Source organism: Allomuricauda sp. NFXS6, assembly GCF_040148835.1.
Classification (GTDB): domain Bacteria; phylum Bacteroidota; class Bacteroidia; order Flavobacteriales; family Flavobacteriaceae; genus Flagellimonas.
Genome location: NZ_JAGEMG010000002.1, coordinates 437,751 through 459,988, shown reverse-complemented (window position 1 = coordinate 459,988; position 22,238 = coordinate 437,751). Strand labels below are relative to the sequence as shown.

Annotated in this window: 11 protein-coding genes and 1 tRNA gene; 8 read left to right on the top strand and 4 right to left on the bottom strand. The window is 42.2% G+C overall.

The genetic code is table 11. The features are described from left to right. Positions 1 to 28 precede the first annotated feature (28 nt). A complete protein-coding gene (locus tag J4E06_RS05265; protein WP_349522987.1) occupies positions 29 to 508 on the top strand; it encodes a hypothetical protein in 480 nt (159 codons plus the stop codon). Here the strand turns inward: J4E06_RS05265 and J4E06_RS05260 are convergent, their stop codons facing one another. Then, the gene (locus J4E06_RS05260) at positions 509 to 3,292 is read right to left on the bottom strand and encodes an outer membrane beta-barrel protein (RefSeq protein WP_349522986.1); all 2,784 of its coding nucleotides are present in this window, start codon (positions 3,290 to 3,292) and stop codon (positions 509 to 511) included. Positions 3,293 to 3,539: 247 nt separating this feature from the next. Between J4E06_RS05260 and J4E06_RS05255 the strand changes: the two genes are divergently transcribed. Further along, a complete protein-coding gene (locus J4E06_RS05255; RefSeq protein WP_349522985.1) occupies positions 3,540 to 9,098 on the top strand; it encodes an alpha-2-macroglobulin family protein in 5,559 nt (1,852 codons plus the stop codon). A gap of 10 nt (positions 9,099 to 9,108) precedes the next feature. Continuing rightward, on the top strand, positions 9,109 to 11,481 hold the full coding sequence (gene pbpC / locus J4E06_RS05250) for a penicillin-binding protein 1C (RefSeq protein WP_349522984.1): 2,373 nt from the start codon (positions 9,109 to 9,111) through the stop codon (positions 11,479 to 11,481). A 324-nt stretch (positions 11,482 to 11,805) separates the two neighbouring features. Here pbpC and der read toward each other — a convergent pair whose 3' ends face one another. Then, complete coding sequence (gene der, locus J4E06_RS05245) at positions 11,806 to 13,107, bottom strand: ribosome biogenesis GTPase Der (RefSeq protein ID WP_349522983.1); 1,302 nt, start codon at positions 13,105 to 13,107, stop codon at positions 11,806 to 11,808. A 70-nt stretch (positions 13,108 to 13,177) separates the two neighbouring features. Between der and J4E06_RS05240 the strand changes: the two genes are divergently transcribed. Then, a complete protein-coding gene (locus J4E06_RS05240) occupies positions 13,178 to 13,699 on the top strand; it encodes a GTP-binding protein (RefSeq protein ID WP_349522982.1) in 522 nt (173 codons plus the stop codon). On the opposite strand, the gene era is transcribed toward J4E06_RS05240, so the two are convergent. Next, the gene (gene era / locus J4E06_RS05235; RefSeq protein ID WP_349523035.1) at positions 13,696 to 14,577 is read right to left on the bottom strand and encodes a GTPase Era; all 882 of its coding nucleotides are present in this window, start codon (positions 14,575 to 14,577) and stop codon (positions 13,696 to 13,698) included. The two genes, J4E06_RS05240 and era, sit on opposite strands and share 4 nt — an antisense overlap. Next, a complete protein-coding gene (locus tag J4E06_RS05230) occupies positions 14,567 to 15,931 on the bottom strand; it encodes an alanine/glycine:cation symporter family protein (protein WP_349522981.1) in 1,365 nt (454 codons plus the stop codon). Before J4E06_RS05230 ends, era begins: the two co-directional genes overlap by 11 nt. Before the next feature lie 219 nt (positions 15,932 to 16,150). Between J4E06_RS05230 and J4E06_RS05225 the strand changes: the two genes are divergently transcribed. From J4E06_RS05225 to J4E06_RS05210, 4 genes are all read left to right on the top strand, one after another. Then, positions 16,151 to 16,223, top strand: a tRNA-Met gene (locus tag J4E06_RS05225). A 295-nt stretch (positions 16,224 to 16,518) separates the two neighbouring features. Then, positions 16,519 to 18,039 (top strand): helix-turn-helix domain-containing protein, encoded by a 1,521-nt coding sequence (locus tag J4E06_RS05220; protein ID WP_349522980.1) that lies wholly within the window; start codon positions 16,519 to 16,521, stop codon positions 18,037 to 18,039. A gap of 73 nt (positions 18,040 to 18,112) precedes the next feature. Continuing rightward, complete coding sequence (locus J4E06_RS05215; RefSeq protein WP_349522979.1) at positions 18,113 to 18,595, top strand: helix-turn-helix domain-containing protein; 483 nt, start codon at positions 18,113 to 18,115, stop codon at positions 18,593 to 18,595. 375 nt (positions 18,596 to 18,970) lie between these two features. Continuing rightward, a complete protein-coding gene (locus J4E06_RS05210; RefSeq protein WP_349522978.1) occupies positions 18,971 to 22,213 on the top strand; it encodes a SusC/RagA family TonB-linked outer membrane protein in 3,243 nt (1,080 codons plus the stop codon). Positions 22,214 to 22,238 lie beyond the last annotated feature (25 nt).

The window sequence follows — 22,238 nt, the reverse complement described above, 5'->3', positions numbered from 1 at the left end:
ATTTTTCCATCCGTATAAAAAAGACTTTATGCCTAAAAAACTGCTTGTTTTATTTATTTCCGTATTCGTTTTATCGTGCAATTCAGATGACAACTCAATAGATTGTTCTTTGGTGGATTGTGAGGTTGCTTCAAACACTATCCGCCTAAGGTTTTTGAGTCCTGAAAACGATGAGAATTTACTAGTCAATGGCACTATGGATTCAGAAGACATCCAAGTTTTCAACGAGCAAAACCAAACTGTTACATTTTCCATAGAAGAATACCCTTCCACAGGAATGATTGTAGTGGTACCTGTTTCAATAGAAGAATTCGGCCAGAAATCTTTTACAATAGATATTAAGGGTGAGTCATCGTCTGTAAGTTTCAACACAACTTTTAGGCGAGGTGAACGTTGCGGTCCCTATACCGAGATAGATGATGTTGAAACAATTATTTCCTATGATCATACATTGGAAGAATATGGTAACCTTCCACTGTCCATCACTTTTTATATTCCCAGCAGCTAGTTAAAACCTTATAAACCTGGGACCCCCTCCTTTGTTCGGAGCCCCTTTTCCTCCAAAGGAATCAAACTTGATAGTCAAGCTGCCCATAAAGTAACGTCGGAGTGCGGTTCCTTGGAAATCCTGAACAAAGTCCTGTCCTGTGGTACGTCGGGTATTTATGTTTTGGTTTAGCAAGTCATACGCCAGCACTTTTAGGGTAGCTCTCTTTTTAAACATTTGCACACCCAAACTTACATTCCAAAATATGGCATCCTTATCAAAACCATCACTTAAATTACCGTTGTAGCTATAGGTGATATCGTTTCCAAACACCACATTTTTGGGCCAATAGGAGGTCAGTTTTACTGCAAGATTATGTGTGGTAAAATCGATATCCTCCACATTGTCCAAATTATATCGTGTTGAGTTTATTCCCAAGCGATATTCCGGCTCTATCTCTAACATTTCTTTGTAATTGAACAAAAGTCCAACTCTTGGATTAAAACTGAAGGTTTTCGCCTCCAACCTACTGCCATTGGTAAAACCTACCTGTTTACCAATATTTACGCTTGGCCCGATGGTAAATTTAAAACTGTAGATACTATCCTTTTTGATTTGTTTGGAATAATTTGCTCCCATCCATCCGTTATAATTTCCATCAACATTTTCATAGGTTGTGGTTCGAATAAAATTTTCATCCGTAGTGGTGACCGAAACCACCTTACTTTGTTCAAAGTCAATGCCGGAATATGCAAACAGGCCCGTTCTGTCTTTCCAATTATAATTATTGAAATTCAAATAAACCCTGTGGTTTACCTCTGGATCTAAATTAGGGTTACCTTCGATAATATTTAAAGGATTGCTCACATTGGGCACCGGCTGCAATTGGTTCACCGAAGGCAAATTAAGCCCCGTATTGTATCGCACGCTCAACCTTTTGCTCCCTTTATTATAATTAAAAAAGGAACCTAACAGTATCTTGCTATAATCATTGGAAAAAGAAGTGGACTGAATAAAGTCCTGATTATCCAAAGAAATCTGTTCCAAACGTGCCCGTACATTGAACCTTAACTTTTTTCCATTGGAGCCAATTCTGATTTCCGGTACGTGCTTGTTTACTTTAAAATTAAAGTCGGAACTTAACATCGCGTTGTAAATGTAATCTCCACTCCCCTCATCCAGATTGGAAACAGCACGTTCATTGTTCTGTTCCTGATTCTCATAACCGTATCTAAGGTCCAAATAAAGATCTTTGCCTAAGGGTTGTCGGTAGGCCGCTCCAACTTCGTACCTATCATTGGAGTTGTCGATAATGGTTTCTTGGTCCAATTCCTGGTCACTGGGGTCGTCGCCAAAAATGCTGCTTTGGGAATTGATAAAGGATTCCGAATTGCTTACGGCGTTGTTATTGTTGAAATACAATCTTATGTAACCTCCTACGGTATCCAATTTCTTCATCAGCTCCACCCGATTGCTGAAATTTCTACGGAAACCATCACTTGTCTCCAAGGAATTATTACTGTTGATCAAGTTACCCTCCTCATCGGTTGATACCGTGTTTTCTGTATTGGTGGAATTGGTATTGTTTATATTTAAATTGGGTTGGACTGTAATTCTAGTGGTCTTGTCGATGTCAAACTCCAAATTGGCAGAACCTTGGTTGGAATTGGTATTCCCCACAAAACTGGTCTCTGTATCGGTGAAAAAGCTGCCGTCGGGCAAAATGTTCTCACGGGCTATTTTTTCGTCGTTGAATGAATCGCTGTAGGAGAAAAAATAATTGCCATCTATTCGGTACTTTCCTTTTTCTTGATCCGCATAACTTCCACCGAGTGTGGATGATGTTGTAATCCCCTGCCCAAAACCAAAGGACACATTCCCAATCGAAAAACCGCCATTTCTATTAATATTCATTCCTCCTCCTGCATCCCCGACCATTTCGTAGATTTCATCAAAAGAAAAACCTGGATTGTTAATGTTGTTAGAGCTTCCAAGCACACTGATCCTTTGGGTATCGTTAAAATAATTGACCAATCCATTGGCTTGGTAGCGTTCATCCGTACCATAACCACCGGACAATCGCCCCATATACCCTTTGTTCTTATCCTCCTTTAGGGTTAGGTTGATGGTTTTGTTTTCCCCATCTCCTTCTTCTCCAATAAATTCCTGTTCCTTGGTTTTGGTATCCGTTATTTGAATTTTACTGATAATGTCCTTGGAGAGTGTTTTAGTGGCCACCTTGGGGTCTGTGCTGAAGAATACTTGACCATTCACCAATACCTTATTCACTTCTTTACCATTAACCGTGATAGTTCCGTCGCTGGCAACCTCTACCCCCGGCAACTTCTTGAGAACGTCTTCCACGGTAGCATCCGGCCGGGTCTTAAAGGAATCCGCATTAAACTCCAAGGTATCGCTTTTTACAGTGATCGGGACCCGTTCTCCGATCAAGTCGACTCCTTCCAATTGCTGAGCCTGCTCTTCCATTTTAATGGAGCCAAGTTCCATTTCAGATTCTAGGGCGACTTCTTTGGTTTGTGATTTAAACCCGTTGGAAGAAAAAGCCAATCGGGCTTTTTTGTAGGCAGTTTTACCCTCCAATGCAAAAATTCCTTGTGCATTGGTTATGGTATACGAAATTAAACTGCTGTCTCTTAAAGTTTCAGCGTAAATGGTTGCAGCCTCAATGGGAGCGCCAGTAGTGGCGTCTATAATTTTACCTTTGACCAAAAATTCTTGGCCGAAAACTGAATGGATTGAAAAAAATAAGGAAACAAAAACGAGGTAAGCGTAAAGTCTTTTCAAATGATGGTTAGCTTTTTGATTGGAATGAATTGATGACCAAAATATTATTTTCGATTTTTAAAAACAGAAGGTTTAACGAAACTTTGAGAAAACCCGTACAAGAAATTGAAATGGCCAATAAAAAACGCTCTAACCTTCATTCGTGAACTCAAACCAACTATCCATCAAGTTAGAGGACTCCGCTAATCAATTTTAAGTATCTTGCTTTTGGTTATGTTTTTGTTCATTTTAAAACACTCATTTTCTTATGTCCCGGTCATTCAAAACGCTTTTGGTTTCCCTACTAATTCTTGTAGCATCCTGTAAAAAAAAGAACGGTTCCGAAATCGATAATCTTTTTAAATTCAAGGATTACATAAGTTACCACACCAATGGTAACCAATCTATATCCACTCCCATCACTATTGCTCTAGCCCAACAATTGGAGCAGTTTGAACTGACCCAAGAACTTTCCAAAGAATATTTGGAGATATCACCAAAGGTGGATGGTAATTTATTTATAGAAAATGGTAGGGAACTCACATTCCAACCTTCGGAATATTTAAAGCCCAATACAGAATATACCGTCAATTTGAAACTCAATAAACTTTTTGAGGATATTGATAGTGAATTCAAGACTTACACCTTCAGCTTTAAGACTATTGCCCCCAACTTTAGAATCATTCTGGGAGATTTACAATCCTACAGCAAAGATTGGCAATACCTCACTGGTACCTTGGACGCTTCGGATATTTTGGATGCATCAAAAATAAACTCGGTGCTTTCCGTTAAACAAGGAGACAAAAACATTCCTGTAACGTGGGACAATGCCGAAGGGAATGCGCAATACTTCAGTTTTAAAATTGATAGTATCTCCAGAAAAACAGATGATAGCGAGCTCACTATAAATTGGACTGGCGACGGTTACAATATTGAAAACGAAGGCTCCGAAACCTATCCGATTCCAGGTAAAAACAAATTTGTGATTGTTGATGCCAAAACAACATCCGCTCCAAATGCTGTATTGGCCCTAAATTTTTCCGAACCCTTAAAACAAGACCAAAACCTAAACGGTCTGGTAACCATTGAAAACGCCGAAAGTTTGCGCTACGAAATCAATGGAAACGTTTTGAGTGTTTATCCCTCCAACCGAATTTTGGGAGAGGTTCGTGTCAATGCATTTCAAGGTATTAAAAGCGAATATGGTTTTACTCTGAAGAACAACTTTTCTGAACTGGTCTCTTTTGAGCAATTAAAACCTGCCGTACGACTCATTTCCAAAGGAACCATTTTGCCCAATGCGGCATCAACACCCATATATTTTGAAACGGTCAATCTTACCGCAGTTGAAGTTCGTGTCATCCAAGTATATGAAAACAACATGCTGCAATACCTCCAAAATTATGACTTAACGGAAAATTATAATCCCGATTTCAGGCCTGTGGGTCGAAGAGTAGCATACAAAGTTATTCCCCTGACCGAAGATGACAATAAAAATACCAGTTATTGGCAGGCGCATGGTTTGGATTTGTCCAAATTGATTAAGGTTCATCCCGGTTCGTTGTATCGGGTCGAATTCAGCTTTAAGAAAGAACACACCTCTTACGATTGTGGTGATGGTGCAGAAACCGAAGAATCAAAAACCGAATATGCATTGGAACAAAGTTCTGATGAAGCCTCAGAAGAAGAACGCTATTGGGATAATGAAATCTACAATTACAGAAACTATGATTATAATTGGGAAGAGCGTGACAACCCCTGTCATTCCGCTTACTACAATTACGATAGAATAGCCGCCACCAATCTATTGGGAAGCGATTTGGGACTTATCGTCAAAAAAGGAAGCAATCGCTCCCATCATTTTGCAGTGACCAATTTGCTCACCACCCAACCCGTAGCAGGTGCTAAAATAAAGCTCTACAATTACCAACAACAACTCATTGGCGAGACCACTACCGATACCAAAGGTCTATCCGTTTATGATAGTGATAAGGGCATTGCCTTTGCCGTGGCCGAGCACAGCAACAATTTCGCCTACGCCAAACTTGCAGATGGCAACGCATTATCCCTCAGTAAGTTCGATGTTTCTGGCGAGCAGCTGCAAAAAGGTTTACAAGGCTATTTGTATACCGAAAGAGGAGTGCACCGACCAGGCGATGTTATCCATTTAACCTTTGTTTTGGATGATAATGCCAATCCATTGCCCAAAGGGCACCCCGTAGCATTGGAGGTCAGTGATGCCCGTGGCAAATTGGTGCAACGCAATGTACTCAAAGAAGGAAGCATTCCCGTTTCGGATGGATTCTATGCCAAAAAAGAAAAGAATTTTTACTATTTCCCTATCCCGACCGATGCTAACGCCCCAACGGGAAATTGGTCGGCCAAAGTGATTGTGGGCGGTGCACAATTCAGTAAAACCTTAAAAGTGGCCACGGTAAAGCCCAACCGATTAAAAGTGGATTTTGCTTTTGATGACGAAGTACTGGAAACAAATACTTTCAATCGCGGAAAAGCAACCGTAAAGTGGCTGCACGGTGCTCCTGCCCGAAACCTGAAAATTGATATCAATGCCACTTTGAGCCAAACCTCAACCGCCTTTCCAAACTATAAAAATTATATTTTCCAAGACCCAGCTCGTTCGTTCAATGAGACTGAACTGCAATGGATATCAGCAAATTTGGATGCCAATGGTGAATTGGACATCAATAAAAAAATAGAAGTCAATGGCAATGCACCTGGAATGTTGAAGGCAACCTTCACCACCAAGGTTTTTGAGGGTGGAGGTGACTTTTCCATTGATGTATTCTCCAAGAATTTGGCCCCATTTTCAAATTTTGTGGGACTCCGTTCCCCCGAAGCCAAACAATACGGCTCTTTCTTAACGGATGACAACAACACCTTTGATGTGGTCACTGTGGATGCCCAAGGAAATCCATCATCCAACAGAAAACTAAAAGTACAAGTATTCAAAATTGAATGGCGCTGGTGGTGGAACCGCGGTTCTGATAATTTGTCACGCTATGAAAATGCTACCGTACACCGTCCTTTCAAGGAAATGGAGATTACGACCGGAAGTAATGGAAAGGGCAATTTCAACATCAATGTTCCCGATGAAGAAGGAGGCCGATTCTTGATTCGTGTTATTGATGAAGTCTCTGGACACGCTACGGGACGCACCGCTTATTTTTACCGCAATTGGTGGCGAAGACCCGCATCGGCAGATGCGGAAAGTTCTAAAATCTTGATTTTCGCTACCGACAAAGAAAAATACACCCTTGGGGAAGAAGCAACGGTCACTTTCCCATCAGATAAGGGTGGACGTGCTTTAGTAAGCATCGAAAACGGCACGGAGGTCCTCTCCCAACAATGGATTGAGACCTCGGCCAAAGAAACCAAAGCGACCATTCCCATTACTTCGGAAATGGCCCCGAATGCCTATATCAACATTTCCTTGCTGCAACCGCACAGTCAGGTCAAAAACGATCTGCCTATCCGATTATACGGCGTTGTTCCGCTCTTGGTAGAAAACCCAGCGACCTTTTTGGAACCAGAAATCAGTATGCCCGATGTTTTGGAACCAGAAGAATCTTATAATGTCACCGTTTCGGAGGCCAATAAAAAACCGATGACTTATTCGTTGGCCGTGGTGGACGAAGGCCTTCTGGATTTGACGCGCTTTACCACTCCCGACATTCACAGTTCTTTTTACGCCAGACAAGCTTTGGGTGTAAAAACCTTCGATATTTTTGATGATGTGATGGGCGCCTACTCTGTAAGTGTGGATAATATCTATGCTATTGGTGGCGGTGGCATCGGTGCTGGTGCCAAAAACCGAAAAGCACAACGTTTTAAACCTGTGGTCACCTATTTGGGTCCATTTACCCTAAAGGCAGGGGAAAAAGCATCACATACCATCGATATGCCGAACTATGTAGGTTCTGTCCGGACTATGGTAGTCGCTGGAAATCAAACTAGTGCCTATGGAAATGCAGAAAAAACAACCCCAGTTCGTAAACCTTTGATGGTTTTAACCTCCATTCCAAGAAAATTATCCCCAGGCGAGACCGTGACCATCCCTGTAACGGTTTTTGCGATGGAACCTAAAGTAAAAAACGTAAAGGTGTCCATCGATGCTGGAAAAGCTTTGGAGCCCATAAGTGGCACTTCCAAAAACATCACCTTCAATGCGGTTGGCGAACAAATCGTCAATTTTGATTTTAAGGTCAACCCAACATCATCGTTCCAGACCATAAAAGTTATCGCTACGGGAGCTGGCGAAAGTGCTAGTAACGAAACGGAAATCGATGTGGAAAATCCAAATCCTATAACTACCAAAAGTGAATTGTACACTTTGGATGCCAATGGTTCGCAGACCATTTCGATGGAAACTTTTGGCACATCGGGCACCAACGAAGCGTTTATCGAGTTCTCCACGCTTCCGCCGATGGATTTCTCCAAACGGATGGATTACTTGTTACGTTATCCCCACGGATGCGTGGAACAGACCACCTCCGCGGCATTCCCACAATTGTTCTTGGCAAATGTGCTGGACATCACTTTTGACAAAAAGAAGGACATCGAGAAAAACATTAAAGCTGCCATTGATAAATTGGGCGATTTCCAAATTCCCAATGGTGGATTAAGCTACTGGCCCGGTTATGGCAATGCCGATGATTGGGGCACTTCCTACGCTGGACATTTTATGTTGGAAGCCAAAAAGGAAGGGTATCAGTTACCGTTGACGTTCATCAGCAATTGGCTACGCTTTCAAAAAAATGCGGCAAGACAATGGAGCAATCAGAGCACCTATTACAACGATGATATTTCACAAGCGTACCGATTGTACACCTTGGCCCTGGCCCAACAACCCGAACTGGCCGCAATGAACCGTTTACGGGAAACCGAAAACCTCAGCAACGAGGCCAAATGGAGATTGGCAGCGGCGTATGCCTTAGTAGGTAAAAAAGAGGTGGCCCAAGCCATTGCACAAAAGGCCAATATTAATTTTACTCCCAACAATTACAATTACAGAACCTATGGTTCCGTATTCCGAAACAGGGCCATGGCGTTGGAAACTATGGTGATTTTGGGTGACGCGCAACAAAGGGAATTGGCGGTTTCCTTGGCCAAAAACTTGTCATCCCAAAATTGGTACAGTACCCAAGAAACTGCTTACGCCCTCTTGGCAATGTCCAAAATGGTGATGAAAAATGGAGGTAGGTCCATCGACCTCACCTTTACCAACAACGGAAAAGAGGTTGCTGTAAAAACCGACAGGGCCATTGCACAAAGGGAACTTGCCATTAGCTCGTTAAAAGAGGAGATTGAGGTGAAAAACAACCAGGGAAATACCATTTATGCCACCCTTACCCAAACTGGCAAATTACCAGTTGGTGAGGAATTGGCCCAGCAACAAAACCTAAGATTGTCGGTCAATTACCAAGACCCCATTGGTAATTCCATCAATGTGGATGAACTGAGACAGGGAACAGAGTTTCAAGCTCAGATTACAATATTTAATGGTTCGGATAATTATATCGATAATGTGGCACTCACCCATATTGTGCCCAGCGGATGGGAAATTGTGGATACTTCATTTGCTGGAGGCAGCAACGCTAATGCTTCAAAAGCGGATTATGTGGATACTCGGGACGACCGCACCCATTTGTATTTTGATTTGGATGCGAAAAAATCCAAAACCTTTACCATCAAATTGAATGCATCCTTCTTGGGCGATTATTATTTGCCCGGTACACAGGCCGAAGCGATGTACGATAACACTTATTATGCTAGAAACAAGGGCAATTGGGTCAAAGTTGTTCAATAGTTTGGTGTGGATGAAGTTTTTTTTATCAGCCCTAAAAAAAACCATTTTAAAACATCGAATCAAGGTTGTCCTTTTGTCCATTGTATTGATTTTATGGCTGTTCTGTTTGCCAAAAAATCTGTTCGAAGACCCTACTTCAACTGTTGTGGACAGTTCGGAAGGCTCCCTGATCGGTGCTCGCATTGCTGATGATGGTCAATGGCGGTTCCCGCAAATGGACTCTGTTCCGGAACGCTTCAAGCAGAGTATTTTACTGTTTGAAGACGAGTATTTTTATAGTCATCCCGGGTTTAACCCAATTTCCATTATCAAGGCCATTGGGCACAACCTCACCAAAGAAACCCGAAGGGGCGGCAGTACCATCACGCAACAGGTCATCCGTTTGAGCAGAAAAAATCAAAGCAGAACCTATTGGGAAAAACTCATCGAAGTATTTATGGCCACTCGGCTGGAATTTCGGTACTCGAAAGAGGAAATTTTAACACGCTACGCCTCCCACACACCCTACGGGGGCAATGTGGTGGGTTTGGAGACGGCTGCGTGGCGTTATTTTGGAATTCCTGCCCACGAATTGAGCTGGGGGCAATCGGCTGCCCTGGCGGTTTTACCCAATGCCCCGGCATTGATTTTCCCCGGAAGAAATGAACAAACGTTTCTGGACAAACGAAACCGATTATTGAAAAAATTGTGGGACAAAGAAATCATCGACCAAACTACTTACGAATTGGCCATTGCCGAACCGCTTCCGCAAAAACCTTTTCCTCTGCCCGATTTGGCACCTCATCTTACCGAGCGTATCCGAAACGAACATCCGGGCAAACGTGTGACTACTACGATTCAAAGACCATTGCAGCAACGATTGAATCTTTTAGCAGAACGACATTATCGACAATTGCAAAGCAACGAAATACACAACTTGGCCATTTTAGTGCTTGATGTGGAAACCCGAAAAGTGCTTGGGTATGTAGGAAATTCTCCTTCGGATGAGACACACGCCAATTATGTGGACATCATCACTAAAAAAAGAAGTACGGGCAGTACCTTAAAACCCTTTTTGTTTGCTTCATTGTTGGATGAAGGACAATTACTCCCAAACAGTTTGGTGGAAGATGTTCCAACAGTAATCAACGGATACAATCCACAAAATTTTAATTTGAAACACGTAGGTGCCGTGCCTGCGAGTAAAGCGCTTTCCCGTTCGTTGAATGTGCCCGCGGTTAGATTGTTACGAGAATATGGACTTCAAAAGTTCTATAACAAGCTCCACAAAATGAAGATGGAGTCGTTATACAAGCCCGCTTCCTATTATGGGCTATCGTTGATTCTTGGTGGTGCCGAGAGTTCCCTTTGGGAAGTGACTTCCACTTATGCTTCGATGGCTTCCAGTCTAAACTATTTTCTGACCCATTCCAGTACCTACAGGAACCAAGTATTTACTGAGGCTAGCTATTTGCAAAACGAGACCAAAGATTTTGGGGAAGAACAGTTTGCACCCTTGGTTTATGGTGCAGGGGCCATTTATAGCACATTCCAGTCCATGTATGAGGTTAACCGACCAGAAGGTGATGAAAATTGGCAGTTTTTTGATTCCTCCCAACCCATTGCATGGAAAACCGGAACGAGTTTTGGTTTTAAGGATGCTTGGGCCGTAGGGGTGACGCCAAAATATGCCATTGGGGTTTGGGCAGGCAATGCCGATGGCGAAGGCAGACCCGGGCTTACAGGCATTACGGCTGCCGCTCCCTTACTTTTTGATGTGTTGGATGCACTTCCAGCTAGCGGTTGGTTCCAAGAACCGTTTGATGATCTTGTTGAATTAGAGGTTTGTGCCGAAAGCGGATATAGAGCCTCGGTGTATTGTGATGATGTCAATAAAGAATGGGTACCCACCCACGGAACGCGAAGCGGTCCCTGCCCTTATCATCGGCAATTGTTTTTGGATGCTTCGGAAAAATTTAGGGTCAATTCCGAGTGTTATTCTTTGGAGGATATGGTGGTCAAAAATTGGTTGGTGCTCCCTCCTATTTTGGAATACTATTATGCATCTTCCAATCCCAATTACAAACCTTTACCGCCTTATTTGGAAGGTTGCTATACCTTGGAGGAGAATTTGATGGAATTCATCTACCCCAAAAGAAACGAAGCCGTGCTGCTCCCAAAAGATTTGGGCAACAAAACATCAGAAATCATACTAAAACTGGCCCATCAACAATCCGATGCCGTTATTTATTGGTATCTGGATCAAACTTTTGTGGGCAAGACCGAAAACTTCCACGAGCTCATTTTAGACATAAAATCTGGTAACTATATTTTAACAGCGGTTGACAATCAAGGCAACCGACTAAAGCAGTTGGTGGAAGTGTGTTATGCTTCGGGGAACTAAATGTTCTGCTGACAAACAAAACACGTATTTTATTGACACGAAAGGAAGTGCTAAAAAAGAACAATCAGTTTAAATCAAATCAACCTGTTGTGCCTTTCGATAAAATTCGTCATTTCGAGTGGATTTCACGACAGCATTAGTGAAATCTGTATCGAGAAAAGAATTTTTGTCTAAAAAAGTTCTCGATACGATTTTTCGTTGCTCAAAATCACTCGAACTGACACCTGGACCCAAGTTTTAGGGTCGAAGAAGTTGTTAGACACAAATTTCTTTTCTCAAAACAATCAAACCGTAGTAGAAATACGCTCGGCTTCAGACGAATAATTATTTCTTCCGCATAAAAATGGTCATCGGAACACCTGTAAAGTCAAAATTCTGCCTGATTTTGTTCTCCAAAAATCGTTTATAAGGATCCTTCACATACTGGGGCAAGTTGCAGAAAAAAGCAAATTGCGGGTATGGTGTGGGCAATTGGGTGCAAAACTTGATCTTAACGTATTTCCCTTTGGTAGATGGAGGTGGTGTTTTTTCAATGATGGGAAGCATTATATCGTTCAATTTGCGGGTCGGGATACGTTTTGAACGGTTCTTATACACCTCCACGGCAGTTTCTATCGCTTTGTAAATCCGCTGTTTGTTCAGCACGGAAACAAAAAGAATCGGCACGTCTTCAAAAGGTGAAATTACTTCTTTTATTTTGGCAGTATATTCTTTTACCGAATTGGTTTCCTTTTCCACCAAATCCCATTTGTTAACCAAAATCACAATTCCCTTGTTGTTGCGCTGCGCCAACCAAAATATGTTTTGCACCTGCCCATCAAAACCTCTGGTCGCATCCAACATCACAATACAAACATCGCAATACTCGATGGCCCTAACGGAACGCATAACGGAATAAAATTCCAGATCTTCCTTCACTTTGGCTTTTCTACGGATGCCTGCCGTGTCCACCAAATTAAATTCAAATCCAAATCGATTGTATTTGGTGTCGATACTATCGCGTGTAGTTCCCGCAATATCGGTTACAATATAGCGGTCCTCTCCTATCAACGCATTGATAAAGGACGATTTTCCTGCATTGGGCCTTCCTACCACCGCAAAACGAGGCAATTCGCTTTCCTCTTCTTTTTCTTCTGGAAGCACTTTCACCAAGGCGTCCAACAATTCTCCTGTACCGCTACCATTAATGCTAGACAGGGGGTAGTATTCACCCAGTCCCAAGGAATAGAATTCCACAGCATCGGCCATACGTTTGCTATTATCGACTTTATTTACCGCCAAAAAGGTAGGTTTATCGACTCTTCGTAACAATTTGGCGACATCTTCATCCATTCCTGTTACGCCAGATTCCACGTCAACCATAAAAATGATGGCATCTGCCTCATCAATGGCCAATTCTACTTGTTTGTCGATTTCCTTTTCGAAAACATCGTCGCTGCCCACAACATAACCACCAGTGTCAATCACGGAAAACTCCTTACCGTTCCAATCGCTTTTACCGTAATGACGGTCTCGCGTCACACCGCTAACGGCATCCACTATCGCCTCACGGCGCTGAATGAGTCGGTTAAAAAAAGTGGACTTCCCAACATTGGGTCTTCCTACAATGGCTACGATAGCTCCCATCAGGTTTAATTTTTGGCAAAAATACCATTTATTATGAAGAAAAAATGATACCTTTTTCAATCATTTTCAAATGATTATGAGCGACTTGACCAATGAGATAGTTTTACGGCCCCGTTTTCGTGTCTCCCTAAGAACCAATTTGGAGAAGTTAGAAGCCATTTTTGATAGCGCTACGGCCAATTCTTTTGTCATCAAAAGGCTGGATGAACACATCTTTATAAAATTTAAAAAGGCGGAAATCAACTTTTGGTCCCCTCAACTTCACTTGGAACTTTCTTCTTTTGAGGAAGGTGTGAGCAACATTCGTGGCGTGTTTGGGCCCAATCCTACGCTTTGGACCTTTTTTATGTTCCTGCATTTTGGCGTGGGCACCCTTTTTATCATTTTGGGCATTTTTGCTTATTCCAATTACACTTTGGAAAAGGATGTTACGCTTTTTTTGGTGGGCATGTTCTTTTTGGTAGTGATTTGGTTTGCACTTTACGCCTTTGGTCGCTTGGGAAGAGCTAAGGGAAAAGGCCAAATGGAACAACTGAAGCAATTTGTAAGAGATATCATTGCTCCTTTTGAACAAATCGACAACGGTGCTTAGCCATTATATCCAAAGCGCCTGAGCTGCTGGGAATTGCTGCGCCAGTTCTTGTTCACTTTTACATACAGTTCAATGTGCACTTGCTTGGCAAAGAATTTTTCGAGGTCTTTACGGGCCTCTACTCCCACCTTTTTAATTGCGGCCCCCTTATGCCCTATAATGATTCCTTTTTGGGTATCCCGCTCCACCATGATCACCGAACGAATGCGGATAATGTCCTCATCTTCCAAAAACTCTTCGGTCTCTACCTCCACGGAATAAGGAATTTCCTTTTTATAGTATAGCAAGATTTTTTCACGAATGGTCTCGTTCACAAAAAAGCGTTCGGGCTTGTCCGTGATTTGATCTTTTGGATAAAATGGAGGTGCTTCTGGCAAGAGTTCCAAAATACGGTTGAACACTTCGGTAACATTAAAGTTTTCCAAAGCGGATATGGGATGAATTTCTGCATTGGGCAATTGCTCTTGCCAATATTGCATTTGTTCTTCCAACTTCTGCTGATCGGATTTGTCAATTTTATTGAGGAGCAACAAAACGGGAATCTTGCTGTTCTGTATTTTTTTGAAGAAAGATTCGTCCTTGAGGGCTTTTTCCCCAATTTCCACCATGTACAACAGCACATCGGCATCCTCAAAAGCGGATTTGACAAAATCCATCATGGAGCTTTGCAGCTCGTATGCGGGTTTTATGATTCCAGGGGTGTCGGAGAGAATCATTTGGAAATCATCTCCATTCACGATGCCCAAAATACGGTGACGGGTGGTCTGTGCCTTGGAGGTGATAATGGAAAGTTTCTCACCCACAAAGGCATTCATCAATGTAGATTTACCCACATTGGGATTACCTATAATATTTACAAATCCTGCTTTATGCGCCACCTTTCTTTCTTTTTTCAAAATATTGTTTGGATGCTGCGTTCACCTTTGGTGAAAGATACAACACAGCGATCATATTGGGTATAACCATGAGTGCATAAGAGAGGTCTATCAGGTTTTTTACCAATTTTAATGATGCTATTGCAGCAAAAACTATCATAATGATAAAAAACACATTATACCATTTTCCGATTTTTGCATTCGTCAAAAATGACAAGCTCTTTACTCCATAGTAGGAATACGTGAACAATGTTGACAATGCAAATGCGGCCACAATCACCATCAGCAGTATATCTCCGATGCCATAAAGGGTTGTTTCAAAAGCGGACATTGTCATTGTAATTCCGCTACCATCCTCTAGGTAAGCACCACTCAAAATAATGACTACGGCGGTAAAGGTACATACTAAAATCGTATCAATGAACGGGCCCAACATCGCCACAAGCCCTTCTTTGGCAGGTTCATCATTTCGGGATTGTCCGTGGTACATGGGTGCACTACCCAAACCTGCTTCGTTGGAGAACATAGCTCTGCGGACCCCAACAATCACCAAGCCCCAGAATCCTCCTGTAACCATGGTGTCGAAGTTCCAGGCTTCGACCAATATCATTTTTAGCGCTGGCCAAACTTCACCTGCGTGACTTGCCATCACAAAAATGACCGCCAACAGATAAATACCCACCATAAAAGGAACTATGGCGGATGCGACTTTGGCTATTTTGGTGAGTCCACCAAAAATTACAATGGATGTAATTATCGCCAAGAAAAAACCAATTCCGAGTTTCCAATTATACTCGCTGGTCGCCCAAATCGTTTCGTGAGGTTCAACCACGCCCATAAAGGCCTCGGTAAACTGATTGGCGGTAAACACACCCAAAAATCCGAACAGTCCACAAATACTGAAAAAAATGGCCATGGGCTTTGCCCACTTTCCCATTCCTTGTGTAATGTAGAACATGGGACCGCCCTGCATTTTCCCATCAGAATCGGTTCCTCGATACATAATGGCCAAGCTACCCGAATAATATTTGATGCCCATCCCCAAAAGTGCAGTCATCCAAATCCAAAACACCACACCTGGTCCTCCATCGTGAATGGCAATGGCCACTCCCGATATATTTCCCAGTCCAACTGTAGCAGCTACTGCTGCAGAAAGCGCCTGAAACGAGCTTACATCTCCTTTTGCATTTTTATCATCATATTTTCCGGAAACCACCGCAATGGCATGTCCAAAATGGCGAAAGGGCGCAAATTTGGAATAAAAAGCCAAAAACAGTCCTCCCCCAATAAGGAGGATGAACATGGGCCACTCGGTATAGGGCAAAAGTGAGGATATAAAATCGTTGATTGCGTCCATAAAGTAAAAAGGCCGAATTTATGGAATTTGGGCGGGAATGGTACTAATAGAAAAGGAATATTAAATTTCGTTTGGAAATGACGTAAAAAGCATCGTATATTTGCCGTCCATATCGCGGGGTAGAGCAGTACCCTTCGACGAAGCTCAGGCCAAGGTACCTACACCATCTGAGCATTTTATTGAAAAACGACGTTTCCAAAAGAAACATAAAACATATATCGCGGGGTAGAGCAGTAGGTAGCTCGTCGGGCTCATAACCCGAAGGTCGCTGGTTCGAGTCCAGTCCCCGCTACTATAAAAAGCTCCTTGAAAAATCAAGGAGCTTTTCTTTTTGGATACAACCGAAGTTTATTTTAGTGTCAAGCTACCATACAATCCATGGTGCAGCCACGTATGCAATCCCTGCCATTACGTGCATAAAAACCGGAGAATATTATTTGGTTTTTATTAATCCTTCCAAAAAGCCTAATTTCACTGATACTCCAAAGGTAAACTTTTATCGGGGCTTACCTATTTTAATAGTTCCTTAACAAAATTAACAGCTTATTTCCCTAAATTGTTAAAGCCTAATTCATCATCAATCAAAAATGAGACAATCTACCAACTATATTGTCTTACTGTTTCTATGGCTCAACCTTGCGTTTGCCTATGGCATTACCACAAACAGTGGTTATGGCGGTTTTCCCACGCCCATTGCCGAAACCTTTAAGGATTCCTTGGATTGGGCCGATTATTATTTCAATATTCACCGATTTGAAGATGCGATTCCTTTATATAAAAAGAGTTTAAGGGATACCGACAAAGCAAAGAAAATCCACATTTTAAAAAAGCTAGCGCTGAGTCAGGCTGCATTGGACAATCCTGAAGAGTCCATTGCCCACATCTACGATTATTTTAAAATAGATTTCCAACCCACTTTTTTGTTGCACGAAGATTTTGATGGTATTCGAGATGAGGAAAATTTTGCAAAATTATCAGGAACCGTATTGCCAAAAATTACGGTTTGGTCCGTGTTCTACTTTTTTGTTGCCCTGATTGGCTTTTATGTCACTTTTGTGCTCTTGATCAATAAAAAAATTGACAAACAGGCCAGAATCCTGATTGCCACCTTTGTCTTTATCCATTCCCTTTTCATTTTAAACATTTGCGTCAACCATACCAACTATGTTTTCGAGTTTCCGCATACCTACCTAATGTCTACCTGGTCCTCTCTTTTATATGGTCCCTTACTTTTTTTATATTTTAAAAGAGTCTCAAAACCAACTGATTTAAGCAAAAGTGATCTTTGGCACTTTTTGCCAACTTTAGTACTAACGGTTTACCTTATTTTCAATGTTTATGGTTTTTCCGGGACCGATAAAATAAACCAGATGCTTCAAAGACTGGAAGAAGGTTTAAATGCCGGAGATTCAACAAAATTGGCGTTATTAGTGGCTCTAAAGGCAATTTCACTTGGTTTTTATGCCTTTTTCGTCCATTTGATTCTGAACAAAAACCGCATAAAGTTGAGTAAAAAAACTAGAATCTGGCAGAAAAACATCTATCTGATTCACGTCAGCTATGTGGCAGTATATCTCGTTTATGGCGCCTACATTATTGCAGGCGTAAATAGTGGAGTGTTCTTCCATGCCCCTATAGTTCTAATGAGCGCCATGGTCCTTTACATAGGGTATGCAGCGAACGTGCAACCCGATGTGTTCAGTGGACTTTATTCCTATACAAACCGTTTGTTTCCAAAATATGTCAAGTCGGGGCTAACGGACAGTTTATCGCAAGAACTGAAGCAAAATCTCATCGCCCTTTTTCAAAAGGAAAAATTGTATCGCAACAACGATATAAACCTGGATATGGTTGCTGATAAATTGGGCACTACCCGCCACAATGCCTCCCAACTCATCAACGAACACTTTAACATGAGTTTTAGAGAGTTTGTGAACTCCCATCGCATTCAAGAAGCCAAAGAACTTCTCGAAAAAGAAAACGAATTCAATATTATTGACATTGCTTACGAAGTTGGGTACAACAACAAGGTATCTTTTAACAAAGCCTTCAAAAAAGACACACAAATTACTCCAAGCGAATACCTCGAAAGCCTAAAACAAGGGTAAATTCTTATCGGGAACACCTAAAAACAAGGGTTTTATAGCTAACTAGTAGTCATCAATCAAAAATCATCAATCTATGAAACGGCTATTAAAACAACTCGTTTTTAAGTACGTGGGTCAGGAACGCCAGACGCCTGACCACTTCAACAGTCATGAAAAGTACAAGAAGTCTGGGCTAACAGAGGAAGAAGCCATAGCGATTCGAGGAAAAATCAAAAGAGCTTTTGAGGAGGACAAAATCTATAGGAACAACACGATTTGTCTGGACATCCTTTCGGACCACATCCAAGAAAATCGGTACAAGGTGTCCCAAGTAATCAACACCTATTTCTCCAAAAACTTTTATTCTTTTTTAAACGAATACCGAATAAGAGAGGCTCAGCATCTATTGCTTTCAGAACCTACCCTGAGTGTAAAGGCCGTTATGTACGAAGTTGGCTTTAACAGCAAAAACAGCTTTTACAGTGCCTTTAAGAGAATCACCGGGCTTAGCCCCAACGATTACAGAGCTGCAGCCAACATTGAGTTCGTTGGGCAACAGGAACTGCGTATGGCGTAAGCAGCACCTTTAAATTGTTTTGAGCTTTGCTCGCAAAAAACCTCTTGGCGTGCCAAGAGGTTTTTTTATATCTCGTTATGAAATGATTATAAAACCAATTCTGTTGTGTTAAAAACGGTACTTCCCGGTGGGCTTCACATTTTTTAAGGTTCTTGCCGTTTAAAAAGTACCCCAACCACAAGGCATATCAGTTGATTTGTTATGCAATTGTAAAGGTAGGGCGGTGAGAGGCCTTACTTCTTAAAAAGACAAAATCCATTGAGTTTTGTTCACTTCCCAGAAGTATTATTTGAATTAGCTATCATTTTCCCTAGCGCCGTCCACCTTTCTCAATTGCTCTAACTCATTTCAAACTACTAACAAAACTTTATTCGTATGAAAGTAAAGAAACTGTTTGGAGCACTGGTGGCCATGTGTCTATCGATAACATTTGCCCATGCTCAAGAAAAAACGGTCACCGGAACGGTCACCGACCAGGGAGGAGTTCCTTTGCCTGGTGTAAACATTGTTGTACAAGGCACTGTTCGGGGTACACAGTCCGATTTTGATGGCAATTATGCCATTGAGGCCAGTGAAGGAGACGTACTCGTATTCTCCTATCTGGGCCAAAGAACACAACAAAGAACCGTAGGTGCAGGAAGCACAATCGATGTTCAAATGGAGGAAGACGCATCACAACTTGAAGAAGTGGTGGTGACCGCACAAGGTATCGTAAGGGAAAAACGCTCCTTAGGGTACTCGGTGTCCACTGTGGCATCCGACAAGGTAGAATCCAGGCCAGAGGCAGATGTTGCCCGTGTATTGAACGGAAAAATAGCCGGGGTCAATATCACATCGAATAACGGAATGTCCGGTTCGGGTACCAACATAATTATTCGTGGGTATTCTTCCGCAACACAATCCAATCAGCCACTATTTATCGTGGATGGTATTCCGTTTGATTCCGGAACCAACACCCAGACCAACTTTTTGGATGGAAACACAGAGTCCAGCCGATTTTTGGACTTGGACCCCAACAATATTGAAAGTGTAAGTGTATTAAAGGGATTGAGTGCAACGGTACTATACGGTAACCGAGGTAGAAATGGTGTAATCCTAATCACCACCAAAGGTGCTGCCACGGGTGATACCCCGTCCAAAACCGAAGTTTCCGTTACGCAATCGGTATTTATGTCGAATGCGGTCCTCCCAAAATTTCAAGACAATTATGGTGGAGGGTTCCACCAAGGTTTTGGATATTTCTTTAGCAACTGGGGGCCACGTTTTGACCGTACCGATGATGATGGCATAGCCACCGCAGCACAGTATATCAGAACTGGATCCAATGGCTTAGCGCTGCTTCAACATCCATTCAATTTTATTGCCGACCCCACTTTGATTGCTGGTTACGAAGACTTGTTGGATGATGAATACCCCTATAAACCTTATAACGGTGTGGAGGAATTCTTTAGAACAGGCTATGTGTACAGTACTTCGGTTAACGTAAGGGGCGGTTCGGAAAAAGTAAATTTCAATGCCAACTATGGCCGCACAGAAGATATCGGGGTCACTCCAGGCAACAAATTACTGCGTAACAACTTTAGTTTGGGAGGCAATGCCACTTTATCCAACAACTTTACAGTTTCGGGAGTGTTCAATTTTGCAAGAACAGGCTATAAATCGCCTCCAAATGCTGTAAGTACAGGTAGTGGCGCCGCTTTTAACGGTTCTGCCATATTCGGGGATGTTTTATATACCCCTAGAAGTGTCGACTTGACCAACCTTCCGTTCCAAGCGGTGGATGGTAGGAGTCTTTATTATCGCTCAGGCAACGATATTCAAAACCCATATTGGACGGTGGCCAACTCCAAAACTTCACAGGAAACCGACCGCTTTACTGGAAATGTTTCAATGAGCTATGCCCTTAATGACTGGATGAACCTGACCTATCGTGTGGGGCTGGACACCTACACGGAATTAAACTTGTATGGACAAAACAGAGGTGGAGTCGATGGTCCTACCTTGGGTATTTTAAGAACATCTTCGGTAAGGAACTCCATTTGGAACCATGACTTGATATTAAGTGCAGAAAAAAAACTTTCAGAAGATTTAAGTCTTAATGCAACTTTAGGTGCCAATAGTCGTCGTGATACCTATGCACAAGATGGTATTGAAAGTCAGGGCCAATTAGTTTTTGGAGTTTTGGAACATTTCAACTTTACCACGCCTTCTTCTATTAACTCATTCTCGGGAACCAGTCTAAATCAAAACTTTGAAGAAAATCTTGTGGGTATTTATCTAGATGCTACACTTTCTTATAAAGATTTGCTCTATCTTAATGTAGTAGGAAGAAATGATTGGTCCTCAACCCTCGAAAGAGAAAACAATTCCTTGTTCTACCCAGGTGCCAGTTTGTCGTTTATTCCAACAACAGCGTTCCCTGCAATCCAAGGAAATGTGCTAAACTACGCAAAACTTAGGGTTGGTTACGGGTCTTCTGCAGGTTTCCCAACACCTTTCAACACAAGAGATGTGCTCACTTTAGGTGCCAGAACCTTTGTGGATGCAAATGGCAATGTAGTGTCAGGAAATACAGTTTCCGATGTACTGGGCAACCGAGATTTATCGCCCGAAAGAGTACAAGAGTTGGAGGTAGGTGTGGACACTCGATTGTTCAACAGGCTCAATCTTAATGTGAGTTTGTATCAAAAATCCACGACCGACCTGATCACCAACCGAACCTTGGACAGCTCCACCGGTTTCCGTTCCACTTTTGTAAATATTGGTGAAGTAGAGACCAAAGGTGTGGAGGTAGATTACGACCTGAATCTATTGAGGGAAAGTGAAGCTGGTATAGGATTTAACCTAGCTGGTAACTTTACCGCTAGTGAAACTATTGTAACCGATTTGGCGGAAGGCACAAACAATATCCTACTCACTTTTGCCGTAGCCGGGGAAGCAGCCAACTACGCTGTAGAAGGCAGGCCCTTCGGCGTATTGCTAGGAAGCACTATACAACGGGATGACAACGGCAATAAGGTGGTAGGCCCGAATGGACGCTATTTGGTGAACAACAATATTACTGAAATTGGCGACCCCAATCCAGATTGGACCACTGCGCTTATTCCAACCATTACGTTTAAGAACTTTACCCTATCGGCCAACCTACAATATCGCCATGGTGGAGATGTGTACTCCGTAACCACTGCAGGTTTGATAGGTCGTGGAGTTGTTGATTCTGATGATCCTATCGATAGAGAGTCCAATTACATATTACCAGGTGTTTTTGAAAATGGCAGCCCGAACAATGTTGCCATCTCCTCCACAGAATTTGGGTTCAATACGCTTTTTGCAGGTGGCATAAACGAAGTGAATGTTTTTGACGGTACTACCATCAGACTACAGGAAGCCGCTTTGGGATATTCCATTCCTAAAAAAATGTTGGAAAAAACACCTTTTGGCAGTCTTTCGTTCACGCTTTCAGGGACCAACCTATGGTACAAAGCGGTAAACTTCCCAGATGATGTTCGTTACGATACCAATTCTTCCAGCACCGGTGTTGGCAACGGGCAAGGAATCGATTTCTTCACCGGACCATCCACAAGAAGATATGGACTTACCGTAAGAGCATCATTTTAAAAGCAGCTAACTAGAATCAAAAAAT